The 17,113-nt window shown below is 64.3% G+C and carries 14 protein-coding genes; 10 read left to right on the forward strand and 4 right to left on the reverse strand.

Features of this window, described 5'->3' with window-relative positions; all coding sequences use genetic code 11:
• Positions 1-134: 134 nt before the first annotated feature.
• The 3 genes from AB0I19_RS13640 to AB0I19_RS13650 are packed head-to-tail and all read left to right on the forward strand — an operon-like array spanning position 135 to position 3,624.
• On the forward strand, positions 135-869 hold the full coding sequence (locus tag AB0I19_RS13640) for a DUF1989 domain-containing protein (RefSeq protein ID WP_357148603.1): 735 nt from the start codon (positions 135-137) through the stop codon (positions 867-869).
• Positions 866-1,483 (forward strand): urea amidolyase associated protein UAAP2, encoded by a 618-nt coding sequence (locus tag AB0I19_RS13645; protein ID WP_067485316.1) that lies wholly within the window; start codon positions 866-868, stop codon positions 1,481-1,483. Before AB0I19_RS13640 ends, AB0I19_RS13645 begins: the two co-directional genes overlap by 4 nt.
• Positions 1,480-3,624, forward strand: a complete 2,145-nt coding sequence (locus tag AB0I19_RS13650; protein WP_357148277.1) for a 5-oxoprolinase/urea amidolyase family protein — start codon at positions 1,480-1,482, stop codon at positions 3,622-3,624. The genes AB0I19_RS13645 and AB0I19_RS13650 overlap by 4 nt, the downstream gene beginning before the upstream one ends.
• A gap of 9 nt (positions 3,625-3,633) precedes the next feature.
• Here AB0I19_RS13650 and AB0I19_RS13655 read toward each other — a convergent pair whose 3' ends face one another.
• Positions 3,634-3,801, reverse strand: a complete 168-nt coding sequence (locus tag AB0I19_RS13655; RefSeq protein WP_357148280.1) for a hypothetical protein — start codon at positions 3,799-3,801, stop codon at positions 3,634-3,636.
• A gap of 214 nt (positions 3,802-4,015) precedes the next feature.
• On the opposite strand from AB0I19_RS13655, the gene AB0I19_RS13660 reads away from it, so the two are divergent.
• From AB0I19_RS13660 to AB0I19_RS13675, 4 genes are read left to right on the forward strand one after another with little or no spacing between them, the layout of a single operon-like run.
• Complete coding sequence (locus AB0I19_RS13660) at positions 4,016-4,417, forward strand: hypothetical protein (RefSeq protein WP_357148283.1); 402 nt, start codon at positions 4,016-4,018, stop codon at positions 4,415-4,417.
• Positions 4,417-5,037, forward strand: coding sequence for a hypothetical protein (locus AB0I19_RS13665; RefSeq protein WP_357148286.1), 621 nt, complete (start codon positions 4,417-4,419; stop codon positions 5,035-5,037). The genes AB0I19_RS13660 and AB0I19_RS13665 overlap by 1 nt, the downstream gene beginning before the upstream one ends.
• 2 nt (positions 5,038-5,039) lie before the next feature.
• Positions 5,040-10,493, forward strand: a complete 5,454-nt coding sequence (locus AB0I19_RS13670) for a putative T7SS-secreted protein (RefSeq protein WP_357148289.1) — start codon at positions 5,040-5,042, stop codon at positions 10,491-10,493.
• Entirely contained in the window at positions 10,493-10,876 is a 384-nt protein-coding gene (locus AB0I19_RS13675) for a hypothetical protein (protein WP_357148292.1), read from the forward strand. Before AB0I19_RS13670 ends, AB0I19_RS13675 begins: the two co-directional genes overlap by 1 nt.
• Positions 10,877-11,929: 1,053 nt before the next feature.
• Here AB0I19_RS13675 and AB0I19_RS13680 read toward each other — a convergent pair.
• Positions 11,930-12,397 carry a MarR family transcriptional regulator gene (locus AB0I19_RS13680; RefSeq protein ID WP_357148295.1) on the reverse strand — a complete coding sequence of 156 codons (468 nt, stop codon included), beginning with the start codon at positions 12,395-12,397 and terminating at the stop codon, positions 11,930-11,932.
• 107 nt (positions 12,398-12,504) lie between these two features.
• Here AB0I19_RS13680 and AB0I19_RS13685 point away from each other — a divergent pair, with 107 nt between their 5' ends.
• On the forward strand, positions 12,505-13,644 hold the full coding sequence (locus AB0I19_RS13685; RefSeq protein WP_357148297.1) for a GDSL-type esterase/lipase family protein: 1,140 nt from the start codon (positions 12,505-12,507) through the stop codon (positions 13,642-13,644).
• Here the strand turns inward: AB0I19_RS13685 and AB0I19_RS13690 are convergent.
• Positions 13,641-14,639: an NAD(P)-dependent alcohol dehydrogenase gene (locus AB0I19_RS13690; RefSeq protein WP_357148300.1), complete on the reverse strand. Its 999-nt coding sequence runs from the start codon at positions 14,637-14,639 to the stop codon at positions 13,641-13,643. The genes AB0I19_RS13685 and AB0I19_RS13690 overlap by 4 nt on opposite strands.
• An 84-nt stretch (positions 14,640-14,723) precedes the next feature.
• Between AB0I19_RS13690 and AB0I19_RS13695 the strand changes: the two genes are divergently transcribed.
• Positions 14,724-15,365, forward strand: coding sequence for a TetR/AcrR family transcriptional regulator C-terminal domain-containing protein (locus tag AB0I19_RS13695; protein ID WP_357148303.1), 642 nt, complete (start codon positions 14,724-14,726; stop codon positions 15,363-15,365).
• Positions 15,366-15,409: 44 nt separating this feature from the next.
• Here AB0I19_RS13695 and AB0I19_RS13700 read toward each other — a convergent pair whose 3' ends face one another.
• A complete protein-coding gene (locus tag AB0I19_RS13700) occupies positions 15,410-15,895 on the reverse strand; it encodes a pyridoxamine 5'-phosphate oxidase family protein (protein ID WP_357148305.1) in 486 nt (161 codons plus the stop codon).
• Positions 15,896-16,148: 253 nt separating this feature from the next.
• On the opposite strand from AB0I19_RS13700, the gene AB0I19_RS13705 reads away from it, so the two are divergent.
• Positions 16,149-17,030 carry a LysR family transcriptional regulator gene (locus AB0I19_RS13705; RefSeq protein ID WP_357148308.1) on the forward strand — a complete coding sequence of 294 codons (882 nt, stop codon included), beginning with the start codon at positions 16,149-16,151 and terminating at the stop codon, positions 17,028-17,030.
• Positions 17,031-17,113: the final 83 nt, after the last annotated feature.

The following is a 17,113-nucleotide window of genomic DNA, read 5'->3' on the forward strand; positions in this document are numbered from 1 at the left end:
AGTCGATCAACCGTTTTGCCGAGAAGTCTCGGCCTGCATGTACGGAGGAGATCCTGATGACGACTACCCCATCCGCAGACGCCGCGCGGACTCAGGACACCGCACCCACGCCCGCCCTTACCGAGGAAATCGCGATAGCCACCGGATCCACCGACGGCGCACGGGCCCACGCGCGGGCCCAGGCTGCGGCGGCCACGATTGCCCGCCCGGAGATACCGCCGGGCGTCGAACCCACTCTGGCGCTGCGTATTCCGTCCGGAGGCTATGCGAATGTCGTCCTCGGCCGCGGAACGAGGGTTCGCTTGTCCGACCCCGCCGGGGCCGCGTGTGCACATCTGTTCCTGCTGCGCGCCGAATCGCCCTGGGAGCGCTTGAATGTCGCCGACACCGTGAAGGTCCCGTGGCAGGCGTATCTGAGCGCCGGTCATCCACTGTTGTCGGATCAGGGGCGCGTGTTGGCCACCGTACTCACCGATACCTCCGGGCACCACGACACCCTGTGCGGTCCGACCGGCGAAGCCCGCCACCAGCTGCACCTGGCCGCGGCCAAGCAGGGGCTCGAGCCGCGCGATGTCGGACCGTCGATCGCCTTGTTCCGCGGGGTGCGGGTGGGGGCCGACGGTGCCCTCACGGCGACCGGCAACGGTCCGGCGGGCGGGGCGATCGACCTGTTCGTGCATCTTCCGGTGACCCTGCTGGTCGCCAATGCGGCCCACCCGCTCGACGATCGCCCTACCGGCGACCTCGATCTGATCGCCTGGGCCGCAGACACTTTCGACTCACCGAACGACGACCCCGAGTACCGACGGGCCGTGGAGAACACCGAGGCCGCGTGGGCGGCCGCACAGCACACGGAGGTTCCGGCATGACAACGTCCACCCGAACCGTCGTCCTGGACGAGACTGTTCCGGCGCGGGCGCCGTGGTCGGCGATCGTCCGGGCCGGTGAGCAACTCGAGATCATCGACCTGCACGGCAACCAGGCCGTCGACTGCCTGCTGTACTCGGCAGCCGACCACACCGACCGCTACAGCGCCCAGGCAACCATCGCCGCCCAGCGCAATATCTTCCTCACCACCGGCAGTGTGCTGCGCACCGAACGCGGCACCGCGCTGATGACCGTGGTCGCCGACGAGGTCGGTAACCACGACACCATCGCGGGTGCCTGTTCCCAGGAATCCAACACCCTCCGCTACGGCCACCACACCCGCCACCAGCACGCCTGCGTGGAGAACTTCCTCACCGCCGCCCTCGAATGGGGCCTCGGCAAGCGGGATCTGGTGTCCAACATCAACTGGTTCATGAATGTGCCCGTGGAGGCGGACGGCACGCTCGGCATCGTCGACGGGTTGTCGGCGCCGGGCAAGAAGGTGACCTTACGCGCGGAGATCGACACCCTCGTCCTGGTCTCCAACTGCCCCCAGATCAACAACCCGTGCAACGGATTCGATCCCACACCCGTCCGAATGGTGGTGACCCGATGAGCCGCACCGTCATGGATTCCAGTGTCACCGCGGCCCCGACCGAAGCCATCTTTCCGACCACGGGTGCCGATGCCGTCCAGGTCTCGAAGTCGGCGCCCGCGTCGGACACCGACACCGCAGACCAGGAGCCGACCGTCCAGCGACGGATCGGGGTCGTCCGGCCCGGAATGCAGACCACCGTGCAGGACTGGCCGGGACGAATCGGCTACTGGCACATCGGTGTTCCGCCGTCCGGGCCGATGGACGACCTCTCGTTCCGGCTCGGTAACCGGGTGCTCGGCAACGCCGAGGGGGCGGCCGGGCTGGAATGCACGCTCGGCGGACCCGCGTTGCGGTTCGGTGCGGCGACGTGGGTGTGTGTCACCGGAGCGGTCGCGGAGGTGCGCGTCGACGGTCGTCCGGTCGAGCAATGGCGCACGGTCGAGGTGCCTGCCGGTGGCGTGCTCGACATCGGGGCGATCCGTGGGCCCGGGATGCGGACCTACGTGCTGGTGTCCGGTGGTATCCAGGTCGAGCAGTTCCTCGGCAGTGCCGCGACGTTCACCCTCGGCAAGTTCGGTGGCGGCACCGGCGCTGCCCTGCGCGCCGACGACACTCTCGAGCTGGGCGAGCCGAGAACCCGCCTGGCCGCCGCCGTCCCCATGACCGACATCCCCGCCTTCGGCAGGCGCTGGGAACTGGCCGTCACCGAAGGACCGCACGGTGCACCGGAGTTCTTCACCCGCAAGGACTTCGACACCATTCTCGGCACCGACTACGAGGTGCACTTCAACTCCGACCGCACCGGTGTACGCCTGATCGGCCCGAAACCGGAGTGGGCGCGCACCGACGGCGGCGAAGCGGGACTGCACCCGTCGAACATCCACGACAACGCCTACTCGATCGGCGCGCTCGACTTCACCGGTGACACCCCCATCCTCCTCGGCCCCGACGGACCGAGTCTCGGCGGTTTCGTCTGCCCGGTGACCGTGGTTGCCGCCGACCGATGGAAACTCGGCCAGCTCACTCCGGGCGACACCGTTCGTTTCGTGGCGATTCGTTCCGAGCACGCCGCTCCCGCAAGGTCATTGGGATTGCTGCGGCGCGCGTCGTTGGGCACGGTCGTCTCGGCGGGACGCGACGGCGACGACGGCGTCTTGCGCCGCACCGAAGCCGACGACGAAACCAGCGTGACCTACCGACGCCAAGGCGACGACGGTGTCCTCGTCGAATACGGCACCCTCACCCTCGATCTCGGCCTACGAGCCCGCGTACACGCCCTGCACCAGCACCTCATCGCCCTCGGCGCGCGCGGCGTCCTCGAACTCACCCCCGGCATCCGCTCGCTGCAGATCCGCGTCGACCCAGCCCTGCTTCCCATCCCGACGCTCCTCGACCTGCTCACCGAAGCCGAAGCGCAACTCCCGAATTCGGATCAGCTCGTCGTCCCGAGCCGCACCGTCCACCTCCCACTCTCCTGGGACGACCCGTCCACCCGCGAAGCGATCACCCGCTACATGCACGGCGTCCGCTCCGACGCCCCCTGGTGCCCGTGGAACATCGAATTCATCCGCCGCATGAACGGACTCGCCTCCGTCGACGACGTGTACCGCACCGTCTTCGACGCCGAATACCTGGTGCTCGGCCTCGGCGACGTCTACCTCGGCGCCCCCGTCGCCACCCCCACCGACCCCCGCCACCGCGTCGTCACCACCAAATACAACCCCGCCCGCACCTGGACACCCGAAAACGCCGTCGGCATCGGTGGCGCCTACCTGTGCATCTACGGCATGGAAGGCCCCGGCGGCTACCAGTTCGTCGGCCGAACCACCCAGGTCTGGAACCACCGGGTAAGACCGTCCGGCACGGCCGGACCCGGCGTCGACCGGTTCGCCGAGGAAGCCGAAACACCATGGCTGCTCCGGTATTTCGACCGCATTCGCTGGCACCCCGTGGAAGCGGACGAGTTGCTCGACCTGCGCGCCGACTTCGCTGCGGGGAAGGTGGCGATCACCGCGCAGGACGGAGAATTCCGCCTCGCCGACTACCGGCGCTTTCTCGCCGACAACGCCGACTCGATCACGACATTCCGGTCCTCCCAGGCCGAGGCGTTCGACGCCGAACGCCAATCCTGGCGCACCACAGGCGAACTCTCAGACTGAGGTTCCGGTTCAGAGCCCGTACTTGCGGACGAAATCCTCGGTGACGTCACCGACAGGAAACCCGTGGTCGGTCGCCTTGGTGTCGGTGGCGGTTTCCTCGATCAGCCGCTCGGGCTCAGCGGGCAGATGACGCCACCGTGCTCGCGGATCGGATTCTTCGGCAGGTTTGCTGGTCATCGTCCCTCCCAGGTCCTCACATTCAGGATAGGCCAGCAGGCTCCGTTGTCGCGGTCGCTGACGGGTTGATTGCGTCGCGGCAGATGTGGAGGGCCGTGACCAGGCCGTCGAGTTGGGTGGGGGTGACGCCGGTGACTGACGGCACGGTGGAGGTGGCGCCGTTCGTTCGCTACCGTGGGTCCCTGATTTGTCCGAGGGGAGATCGGGAGCGGACATGACGATGGTCGAGGTCGATTCAGCGCGCCTGCGTTCGGAGATCGCCGCCTTCTACGCCGGATTCGGCGTGCCGAACGCACTGACGGCGGCGTTCGACGCGTCGACGCTGCTGGTGCCCCTGGTCGGCCCCGAAGACCGGGTCTTCACGATGGAGTCCGGCGGGGTTGCGTGGTTGTGCGCATTCACGGGTCTGCCGGAGTACGCGCGGTTCATGAGTGCCCGCGGTGTGGTCGCGGATCAGGAGTACCGGTTCCACACCTTCCTCGGTCGACGTCTGCGTGAGTTCGCCGAGGGGCAGCAGGAGCCGACCGGTGTGGCAGTCGACATGTCGGGTGCGGCGCCGATGGTATTCCCGCCGGTCGTGACGGAGGAACCATCGCCCGAAGGTGGGCGTCGCTGATGTCGGATCTGAATGTCGATCCGGCCCTGCTCACCCAGGCCGCGAACGGGATCAACACCATCATCAGCGAGCTCAAAGAATTCGGTATCGAGGAGACCGCTGCGACCGGTCGCGGGTTCGCGGAGCTGACGATGTCGGCGATGGAAGCAGGTAAGGCGAATGTACAAGCCTCCTTCGAAACGTTCGCCGAACGCTGGTCGTGGGGTGTACGGGCGTTGGTGCAGTCGGGTAACGCGATAGCCGAGATTCTCGACTTGTCCGCAGGTCGTTACCACCTGATCGACGACCAGGTCTCTACTTCGTTCAAGCAGATGTTCACCCACCTCGCGGGGAATCCGCATCTGAGCAAAGCGGAGATCGAGGCGATGGACTGGGGCGAGGTGTTGTCGAACAACACCTGGAATCTCGCCACCCAAGCCGACTACAGCGCGGATTCTTTCGGCAAAGCGTTCTCGCATATGGGTGACAACGTCTCGACGTTGGGGCAGGTGGGCGAGTACCTGGTGTCCGGTGACACGCCTGATCAGAGCGGTTTGGGCAGCATGTTCCTGCCGGATACCGGTGTCGCGGCCAAGGTCGCGGAAATTCAGCAAGCAAAGCAATCCGCCGGGGGGCAGTAGCTATGGGTATCGGCGATTTCATCAATGATCTCGGTGACTCCATCGAAGAGGGTCTCGAGTCCGCGACCGAAAAGGTCGGTCAGGCCTACAACTCTGCGTTGGACACGTGGTCGGGCGCAGCGAAAGCGGTTGGTGCGGACGGGTTGTCGGAGTGGCTCGACGACGCGGGCGACAAGATCGTCGACGCCACCGGTGGCGCGGTGCCGGAGAAGGAGCTCGGCGAAACCACCGATCCGAAAGAGCTGATCCGCGGTGAGCCGGCCAAGATCCGAGAGGTTGCCGAACAACTCGGTCAGATCGGGACGGCGATAGACCAAACCGGTGACGCTCTCCGAAAGATCGATGTCTCCGACTGGACCGGTGACGCATCCACGGCATTCCATGAGGAATTCGCCAAGCAGCCGAAGCTGTGGTGGGACGGCGCAGATGCGATGGGCAAGGCCAAGGGCGCCCTGGAAGCCTGGGTGCACGAGGTCGAGGCCGCACAGACCAAAGCCGCCGAGGCGATCGCGAAATGGCAAGCCGCCGACAATGAGGAACGCGACCGGAAAAACGAGTGGAACGCCAAGTCCGACGAGGATCGCAAGGACAAGAGCCTGACCGACACATGGACCGCCATGCGCGACGAGGCCCGATCCATCCTCAACGGCGCTCGTACACAACGGGATAATGCGGCGAACACGGCCGTCACGGCGATTACCGCCGCCACGGAGACCGCGCCGCAAGAGCCGCCTTTCCTGTCTCGTTGGGGAAGCAATTTCGAAGACCTCGGCGCGATGATGGAGCACGCACAGGCAAATATCACGACCGGGCTGCTGACCTCGCTGACCGGCCTGGTGCAATTCGTGCGGTCGGTCAATCCGTTGGATTTGTACAACGCGACGCACCCCGCCGAGTACATGTCGAAGATGTCGGACATGAGCACCGGGATGCTCTTGGCGGCCGCCGATCCGAAAGCGACTGCCTCCGCGATGCTCGCCGGGTTCAAGGCGAACCCGACGGAGGCGCTCGGCGCGCTCACCGGTGATGCCCTGACGACCCTCGCGACCGGTGGTGCCGGTGGCGCAGCGAAGCTGACTGCCAGCACCGTGAACCGGGTGACCGATGTGGCTGACGCTGGCAATACCGCCCGCAACGTCCTCGACAACGCCGCCGGGGCAGGCGGGCGAAACGCGCCCGAGGCGCCGTCCGCGCCTGCCCAGTCGGTTGCCGATCCCCCGGACAATCCCTCCGCACCGGCAACGAACCCCGCGGCCACTGTCGGCGATCCACCGGCAGCCAACCCGCCCGCCACGCCCGAAGCTCCCGCCGCGAACCCGGCGGGCACCTCTCCTGACGCGCCACCGACCAACCCAGCCGCGCAAGCGGGCGACCCGGCCCCCACCAACCCCGACGGGCAATCGGGCGAGCCTGCTGTGGCGAACCCCGCTGACAACCCGTCGACCCTCACCGGCGATTCCACACCCGACAACAATGGCCCCGAGAACGGGAAGCCGGAACCCCCGGCCTCGGCGTCACCGGACAACGATGCCTCCGAAAACGGGGCACCGAACACAAACACCACCGACGAATCCCTCTCGGGAAAACCAACTCCCGATTCCGAGGGTTCGGCGCCGGACCCCGAATCCGCGCCCGCCGCGTCACCGGACGGCGATTCCACGCCCACCAACGGCGACGCGACCGACCAGGACGGTGACAGGGCACCGGAGGCCAACCGCCCCGGCCACCCCGACGGCGACTCCTCCGGAGACACAGACCCGGGTAGTCACAGCGACACAACAGACCAGCAGAACAACAACACCGATCCGAGAGTTCGTTCAGACCAGGACAATGGCGGTGCCGGTGAGCCCAGCGCGGGTAATACCGCGCAAGAGGACGGACCGGCCAGCAACAGTACCGACGAACAAACGCCCAAGGTCGGAGACCCGGTCAACCCCGCGACCGGCGAATTCCTCCTTCCACTTACCGATCTCGATCTGCCCGGCGTCCTTCGGCTGGTGTTGAAACGCGCCCACCATTCCAACTACCGCTTCGGCCGCTGGTTCGGCCCTTCTTGGTCGACCACCTTGGACATGCGGGTGGTCGTCGAAGAGGATTGCGTCACGGTCGTATTCGAAGACGGCATGTTGTTGCCTTACCCGCATGCCGAGGTCGGTGTCGGTGTCGAACCGATCACCGGTGGTCAACGCTGGAAACTCACTCGCACCGAAGCCGGTGGCTATCGGTTGTGGGATCCGGATCGGGAACTGGTGTGGCATTTCGCTCCCGAGCCCGTGCTCGGCGGCATCGATACGCTCCTCGGCAATTTCGCGATCTCCGCGATCACCGACCGTCACCACAACCGAGTCAGATTCCACTACAACAGTAATGGAGACCCGACCGAGGTCACCTCCTCCGGTGGCTACCGAGTACTTCTGGATACAGCCAACGGTCGCATCAACTCGATCACCGTGGCGGGCGAAGTCGACGGGATCGAAACTTTCACCGGTGTAAGCGAATTCGGCTATGACAACGGTGAACTGACTGCGGAAACCAACGGAGTCGGCGGAACCATCCGCTACACCTACGACGAACACCACCGCATGCTGTCGTGGACGGACTCCAACGGCAGCTGGGTCGTCAACATCTACGACGACGCAGGCCGCGTCATCACCCAGCGCGGCGCCGACGGTGTGTTCAACGCGGATTACGAATACCTCGAACTCGGTGACGGCACGGGTCGTCTCACCCGGCTCACCGACTCCCGTGGCGGTGTCACCGGCTACGGATTCGACAACGACCTACGCCTGCGCGACTTCCGCGCTGCCGACGGCGGCCGCCGTCATATCGACTACAACACCGCCCGTAAACCACTGAAGGTCACCGAACCCGACGGTGCGATCACCCGCTACGAATACACCTCTGACGGTGACGTAGCAAAGATCATCCGCCCGGACGGCACCGATATCACCGTCGAGTACGCCTATGCCAACCGTCCCACCGCCATCTCCCAGCCAGACGGCACGACCGTGCATCGAGAGTGGGACAAAGCAGGCAACCTCGTCGCCATCATCGATGCCGCCGGCGCCCGCACCGAATACAAACACCATCCCTGCGGGGCGGTCAGTGAAGTACGTGACCCGGACGGGGCCGTCACCCGTATCGACGTCGACGCGGCAGGTCTGCCGGTCACCATTACCGATCCCTACGGCGCGACTACCGAAATCCGCCGCGACCCCTTCGGCCGTCCCGTCGAGGTCACCGACCCACTGGGTCAGACGACCCGCTACGAGTGGACGCCCTCGGGTCGCCCCGCCCGGCGGATCGACCCCGACGGCTTCGCCGAAACCTGGACCTACGACGGCGAGAACAATCTCCTCACCCACACCGACCGCAACGGCGGCGTCACTCGCTACACCTACGGCGGCTTCGACAAAGTCTCCACCCGCACCGACCCCGACGGCTCGACCACCCGCTACCTCTATAACACCGAACGTCAGCTCATCGCCGTCATCAACCCGCTCGGCCAACGCTGGACCTACGAATACGACCTCGCGGGCCGGCTGATCACCGAAACCGACTACACCGGCGCCACCACCACATACACCCACACCATCACGGGCCGCGTCGCGACGGTCACGCCCGCCACCGGTGTCACCCGCCACCACCGCTACGACATCCTCGGCAACCTGACGTCTATCACCGCCGACACCGGCGAATTCCTCTCCTACACCCACGACCCCGCGGGCCGCGTCCTCACCGCCGTCAACGGCACCGACGAAACCATCACGCACACACTGCGATTCACCTACACCCCCACCGGCCAAGTCGCCACCCAACAACTCGACGACCAACCACCCCTGGTCAACGACTACGACCACCGCGGCCGCCGCATCCGCCGCACCACCCCCACCGGCTCCGTCACCACCTGGCGCCACAACACCCTCGGCCAGGTCATCGCCCTCCACGCGGACGACACCGAGATCTCGTTCAACCACGACCCCGCAGGCCGCCTCACCGGCTGGCGCGTAGGCGAAGTCCAAGTCGACCGAACCTTCACCCCCACCGGCAACATCGCCACCCAACAAGTCACCGGCTTCCCCGCCGAAGAATTCACCCTCGACCTCGGCGACTTCGGCCCTTCGACCGCAAACCGCCCCGCCCCCTTCACCATCCGCCGCGACGACTACACCTACCGCCCCGACGGCTACCTCACCCACCACACCACCACCCGCCCCGACACCACCCCCACCCACGCCACCTACACCCTCGACCCCATCGGCCGAGTCAACACCATCACCCGCGACAACACCCTCACCGAAGCCTACGAATACGACCCCCTCTCCAACATCACCGCCAGCCTCCCCCTCTTTTCACCCGACCCCGCCGAACCAGCCGCCCCCCAGCGAATGGAAGGCCGCGAATACCACAACAACCTCCTCGTCCGAGACGGCCGCAACCACTACTACTACGACCCCGCCGGCCGCCTCATCCGCAAAGTAACCACCCGAATCTCCCGAAAACCCGCCGTCTGGCACTACCGCTACAACGCCTTCGACCAGTTGACCGACGTGTACACACCAGAAGGTGAATGGTGGAAGTACACCTTCGACGCACTCGGCCGCCGAATCAGTAAGCAAGGCACCATTGACTCCGGCACCTCGTTCAGCAGCCGCGTGGAGTACACCTACGACCGAATGAGCCTAATCGAACAGCGGACATCGGGAACGGTGACTCAATGGCAGTACGAGCCAGGAACGTATCGACCTCTATCTCAGTGCGAGAAATCCGAACCCACGCTGGGTGATGGCGAACTTTTCGCCGTCATTTCAGGGAAATCGGGTCTGCCGACCGAGTTGCTGATGCCAGCGAATGGCGTGATAACTGGCACAACAACCACAGATCTATGGGGAAGGACTACTTGGAACGGCCCTGCCCGGTCACCACTGAGATTCTGCGGCCAATACTATGATGCCGAAACCGGCTTGCACTTTAATTTTGCCCGTACCTACGATCCCAACTGCGGACGCTTCCTTACAACTGACCCACTTGGACTAGACCCGTCTCCCAATCCTTACAGCTATCCATACAATCCGACGCGGTGGACCGATCCGCTCGGTCTCATGCCAGATGCGGGGTGCGAAGGTGCCGACCATGCAAAAGCGAACGCGCCAGTCCTAGAGCAAGAGCACAATCATCCCAAACCAGTGAAACCCATCGATGTGCCCGCGCGGTGGGACGAATTTCTCGGTCCCGGCGAGCACACAAACCTCCATCCGCGCACCGGCCTTCCCGATCCAAACAGAGTCGTCTCAGAAGACGGAACCCGCAGCATCCGGTTCGGTAACCACGAAATGGGCAGCAAGCCAACCAAACTTCACTATCACGAAGAAACATGGACCTATAATCCCACCGCAAACGCATGGCACCTCGACAACCGAGTTGTTCGGGTGCCCTTCCCGAAAGGAGCATGGTAATGCTGGTAACCCTGCTGACCACCATGCCGACCGGCACGTCCGGCATGGTCAGGTCACACGGCGGCGAATGGCCCGCAGTGTGGGTTGGCACGAGCCCGGGGGTCGCTGGTGTCCAGTACGACGTGGAGATAGAGGTGGATGATGAACACTCAAGAATTGAAGTGTGTGACTCCAATTCCCCTAGAGTGGGGATTTATCTACAGGATGATGGACTTAAAGTCTGCGGCACCGTCAGGACCGTATACGAGGACGGGATCATTGCCCTAGACCTCAAGCCAGGAAACCTTCTGCTTGAAATCCAAAGCCAATCCAGCGAAATGCACGTAGGCCAAGTAGTTTGCGTTTCCCCGAGTGTGATTTCCCTATTTCCGACCGGCATCTGATATTGGCAGCCGTTCGGATGAACCGGGAGAACTGACGACTGGCGGCAGAGGGAGATTCCGTGGGCCGTCGGACCGGATATCCCGAAACCTTGGCAATTCACCACGACATGAGACACGCTTTTAGGGCTGGGTCCAAACCCTCCAAGCATCCGTTCGACCCACTGGACTTCACCCGATAGGTTGAGCGCGTTGATTAACTGATGGTTCTGGGCTAACTCCAAGTAGTTTCTTCCAAGCCCCATGTGGCGAGCCCCACTTCCCTCATCAAGAACTGCTATGGGCGTTGTTCACGTCAGGCGCAACAGAGGTGGGAGGGCTAAAAATGCAATCATCTACGGAATGGCGTAATGAAGTTCAACGATGACTGGAGAATACGTCGCGCGGCAAATTGCGCGACAGAGCCGGACAGACTCCCCATTCTCGCCGAATCATAGCTACACGTATTCATCAGGCGTTAGGCGGGCATGGCATATAGTGCAACACTTGAGGTTGTTGAGATTGTCCCTCGCGAAAACTCAGCGACAGAGTGTATCGTTCGCTGCTTAAGCGGGACGGTTGAACCGGGCGATCATGTGGTCCGCATCGAAGGGCCTGATACAGCGGTGCCCACTGACATGGTGGTCTTGCGCATCCTTCGATACGGTCGAGAGTGCGATCTCCTCGATGCGCCGCACAACGCTCTAGTACTCCTGTCCGGAACTGCACCTGAGGAGCTCCTCTCAGCGCTGCGGTTGATTCTCTCACGGTAACCGTCGGAATTAGGTGGACCGGGCTGCCGAGGCCACCCGCAATCTTGCTCGCACAGAATTCAACTGTCGACTACAACTGATGTCTGCACATCGCCGGTGGAAGCTGCGCCGCAACGACACGGACGGACTCTGGGACGAAATGCGGCGCGCAGGGCGAGTAAGCCGCAGCCTTCACTGTCGCTACTCGAGGGCAGTTGCGGAACATCCACGATTGCAACGGTGGATTGCCTCGCCGAGCTGATCGAGCTGTCGCTCGGTCATCGGTGCATTCATCGTCGACGCCGCTTTTGCGTTCAGCGAGACATCACTCCCCGATGGCGGTTGCTGACGGGTTGGTTGCGTCTCGGAGGATGCGGAGGGCGGTGGTCAGGCCGTCGAGTTGGGTGGGGGTTAGTACGTCGATGAGCCAGGTGTCGAGGGCTGACAGATAGTCGGGGAGGACTTCTTCGAGGCGGTGGAGGCCGGTGGGGGTTAGGGACGCGTAGGCGATGCGGCGGTCGGTGGGGTCTAGTTGGCGTTCGACGAGGTCGGATTTTGTCAGGCGGTCGACCAGGCGGGTGACGCCGCTGGTGGAGAGTTCGGTTTGGGCTGCCAGGTCGGACATGCGTAGGCGGCGGTTGGGGGATCGGCCAAGGCGGAGCAGGGCGTTGAGGTCGAGGCCGGACAGGCCGTGGGCGTGCCAGGTGGGTTCGAGCTTTGCGATGAGTCCGCTGTGTGCCTCGAAGAGCAGGCCGGAGATGGTCAGCCGTGGGTCGTCGAACAGTTCGGACATGTGCAGCACTCTAGTCGATGTTTGCTGTGGGGATTGTTGACATGAGGAATATCTCCGGGTAGACCTATGCGTACGCAATATTCCGCGCAGCAAGTATCGGAGTGGTCATGCAGAACAACTGGGTCGCCGGGTTCCGGAACGGTGTCATCAGCCCCGATGAGCAGATCAAGCTCGCTGAATCACGCGAGTTCGCGGACGAGACGGTGCGCCATGTCCTGCACATGGCCGGCGGCGGTACGGCGGTGAGGGTGCGGCTGACCAACCGGTACGGCGTAACGCCCCTGCGCATCGGCGCCGCTCGGGTGGCGCTGCGTAAGGCCGGCTCGGCGATCGACTCCGACGCCGATCATGAGATTCGCTTCGGTGGTGATCCGAGCGCGGTCATCGAGCCGGGTGCGGATCTCGTGAGCGATCCCATCGACCTGCCCGTTACCGCTGGTCAAGACCTGTTGCTCAGCCTGTACCTGCCTGAATCGACGGGTTTGGCGACGTTTGCACATCAACCGGGCGAAATCTCCTATCTCGTCACCGGCGACCGGACCTCTGATGTGGAACTCCCCGATGCGCAGGAAGTCCCGTTCCGGTTCTTCGTCACCGGCGTGGACGTTCTCGACGCCACCCCGCCGCCGATCGCGGTGGCGTTCGGCGACTCCTGGTTCGAAGGGGTCGGTACTACCGTGAGCGCCAACCGTCGGTCCGTCGATGTCCTCAACGACCGACTCACTCATGGATGGGTGGTCAACAATGGCATCGCGGGCAACCGGCTGACCGCCGAGGAGATCGGTGAATCCGGTATCTCACGGTTCGATTCCGATGCCATCGAGGTTCCCGGGGTCACCGACATCCTGGTGAATTTCGGCATCAACGACCTGATTCTCGGTGCGATGGGCGGGCAGCCCTCGGCGACCGCCGACGAACTGATCGCCGGTTTCACCGATCTCGCGAACCGCGCACACGCCGCGGGACTACGCATCCACGTCGCCACTATCGGTCCCTACGCCGGCTGCGTCTATCCCGGCATGCCACTCGTGGAGACACAGCCCACCCGCCACGCGGTCAACGAATGGCTGCGCCGGACAGACATTTTCGACTCCGCCTTCGATGTGGACCGCGCCGTGGCCGACCCCGCGCGCCCCGACTTCATCCGCCCCGAATTCGACAGCGGCGACGGTATGCATCTCAACGACGCGGGCGCCGCGGAGATGGCGCACACTGTCGACCTTGGCGCCCTCTTCCGCGCGGACTAGGGCACGGTGAGGACGGTTTTGCCCGAGGCGTGCCCCGCCTGCAACGCCTGGACCGCTAACGGTGTGTCGGACAGAGCGAACCTCCGTTGGATCACCGGCCGCACCTGCCCTTGGGCGACCAATTCAGCCAGGTAGGCCAAATCGGCGGCAGCGGGTCGCATCAGGAGTGGTTTGAGAGTTCGGCGGGTGAAGAGGTTGACGATGAGGACCGAACCGAACCAGCGGATCGGGCCGAACCAGTTGCCGCCCGGTGCGCCTGCCGAGGAGATGAAGACACCTTCCGGGGTGAGGGCGCGGCGGCAGTCGCGGAGTTTCCGGTTGCCCGCGAGGTCGAAGATGATGTCATAGACCTCGCCGGTGGCGGCGAAATCGGTGGTGGTGTAGTCGATGACGGTGTCGGCGCCGATTTCGCGGACCATCTCGATGTGGCGTGTGCTGCAGACGGCGGTCACATGGGCGCCGAGCGCTTTCGCTATCTGCACCGCGAAAGTTCCCACACCGCCGGATGCGCCGTTGACGAGCACCCGATGTCCCGGTGCGATCTTGCCGATATCGCGTAAACCTTGAAGCGCGGTCATGCCCGAATCCGGGATGGCAGCAGCTGTTTCCATATCCAGACCGTCAGGTACCAGGGCGAACGCGTGGGCACCTGCTCGGACGTATTCGGCGAACGCACCACCAGGCACTTCCCCGAAAACCCGGTCCCCTACTCGAAATTCGGTGACCCCCGAACCGACGGCGACAACCTCGCCGGCCAGGTTCTGGCCGATCATCCGATGCTTCGGTCTACGAAATCCGAACCCCAGCCGAATCAAATAAGGTGTGCCGCTGAGCAAATGCAGGTCGCCGCTGCACAGCGAGGCCGCCTGTACCCGGACAACCAGCTCCCCCTCACCGGGCACCGGCCGGGGCACGATTTCCGTGCGCAGCACTTCCCCACCGCCGTAGCGCGGTGCCACCCATGCCGTCATCCGGTCGGTATCCACATCGGTCATGAACGGCCCCTCCTTCGCACTTACAGCGTAAGTCGCTGACCTCAGACGCTACGCTTACGCCGTAAGTAGGTCAAGGAGGAAAACATGCCGCCACGTACCCCGTTGAGCAGGGAACGAATCCTGCGGGCGGCGATCGCCCTGGCCGATGCGGAGAGCCTCGACGCACTGTCGATGCGCAAGCTCGCCAAGGCGCTCGGCGTCGAAGCCATGTCGCTGTACAACCATGTCGCCCACAAGGAGGACATCCTCGACGGGCTCATCGACCTGGTGGTCGAGGAGATCTACGTGCCCGTGGCGGGTGGTGACTGGCAGGAAGAACTACGCCGTCGCGCGATTTCGGCCCACGAGGTCCTGCTCCGGCACCGATGGGCCACTGGCCTGCTCGGCTCGCGGGTGAATGTCGGCCCCGCGATGCTGCGCTATGTCGAAGCGACCCTGGCCTGCCTGATCGCCGCGGGCTTCACCTACGAACAAGCCGACTGCGCCTGGAACGCCCTCGACAGCCACATCTACGGCTTCACGCTCCAAGCCATCAATTTCCCCCTCGACCCCTCCGAATACGCCTCGTCCGCAGAGGAATTCCTTCCACTCATCCCGACCGAAACGCATCCGCACATGCACACTCTGGCCTCGCTCGTCATCGACGGAAAGCATTCGGGTACAGCTGATTTCTCCTTCGGATTGAACCTGCTTCTCGAAGGGCTCGCCGGCCTGCTCCGTCGCTGACAACCCGGGTCCACCCCGACGATCGCCGGGGTGGATCGCCGAATTCACTGTTTAGCAGCGGGCTTCCAGATCCTGCTGCGCAGATCCACACCACGAATGACCTGCACCCGCCACGGCGTCAACCGCAGCACATGCAACCGCGGATCACTCGGTGAGTGCCAGAAGGCACCGAGGTTGTAACCGGCGCCGCGTGGGCTCGTCTCGCGATACAGGCGCCACACATGAGCTTTGACGTCCACGTCGTCGACCCATTCGGCGTGCGCGTCGACCGCGACGGAATTGTTCCTCGGCTCCCAGTACGAAAAGCTGGTGTACGGGTTGCCCGCGATATGAGCCGCCTTGACTCGGGTCTTGAAGGTGGCCAGCCAGCCGAGCGGTTGCCCGTCGACCACCTCCCAGACGGGAATGAGCACCCGGGTGCGTGGCCGGTCCTTCGCGTCGACGGTGACCATCGTCGCCGAGACGATCGCGCCTACGTAAGCGTTGAATTCCTCCTCGATCGCGGCGAAGGAGTCCACTGTGATCGTCATGCCGTCACCCGCACCGGCGAGCGAAGACCGAAGACCATGACCAGCGCACCGAGACCCGGCAACATCCCCCACACGCGACCGCTCATGCGGTCGCTGTCGGCTTCTGACAGAACCATTTTTCATCCGTTCCTCGACACGCGGCCACCCTTGGACAGGTGGCAGTAATCAAGCTTCGACCAGCGGTGATGCCGAGAACAACGGTAAAGTTCTAACGCGTCGGTTAGGCAGACTAACCGATCATGGAGGGTGGTAGATGGACTGGCAAGAGCTCGAGGCTTTCCGGATTCTCGCGCAGGAGCTGCATTTCGGGCGGACCGCCGAGCGGCTGCACCTGTCCCGCGGCCGGGTGAGCCAGCTGATCAAAACACTCGAGCACCGCATCGGCGCGCCGCTGTTCGACCGCACCAGCCGCCGGGTCTCGCTCACACCGATCGGCAGGCGTCTGTTCGCCGATCTGGAGCCGCATCACCTCGGCATCGTGGCATCGCTCGCGCGGGCCACCGACGCCGCACGCGGTATCGGCGGCACCCTGGCAGTCGGGTTCTCCAGTCCCTTGGCCGGCGAGGCGATCCTGCGGATCGCGGACGCGTTTCGCACCGACCATCCCGACTGCGAGGTGGTGGTCTGTGAGGTTCAGCTGTCGGATCGCTACGGCCCGTTACGCGAAGGCGACCTAGATCTGGCTCTCATCGAATTCCCCGTCGACGAACCGGATCTCGTCTCCGGGCCCGCGATCTTCTTCGACCAGCGGGTCCTCGCCGTGTCGACCGGACATCGGCTGGCCGACCGCGACGCGGTGAATGTCGAGGATCTGAAAGGTGAAACCAGCATCACGATCGCTGGTCTGCCGCAGTACTTCCTGGACGAATTCATTCCGTCGCCGTCGGACGGCACCCGACCGATCGAGGCCGCCACGTCGTGGCAGGAACTGCTCACGCTGGTCGCGGCGGATCGCGGTGTCGCGGTATGCGCGGCGCAAGGCGCCGACTACTACGCCCGCCCCACGATCACGTATCTCCCGTTCACCGACACAGCACCGGTCGCCTACGGACTCGTCTGGCGCAGCAGCGGCGAAACAGCCATGGTCCGAGCCTTCACCCAGACCGCCGTCGCGACCTCGAAAACCGTGCGCTGACGCCACTTCGAGCAAGATCATCACGGCTCTGGTGGCGGCCGCCTCTCGGCAACGCCGCCACCAGAGCGTGGTGATCAAGTGTC

It is taken from the genome of Nocardia sp. NPDC050413 (assembly GCF_040655475.1).
Taxonomy (GTDB): domain Bacteria; phylum Actinomycetota; class Actinomycetes; order Mycobacteriales; family Mycobacteriaceae; genus Nocardia; species Nocardia coubleae.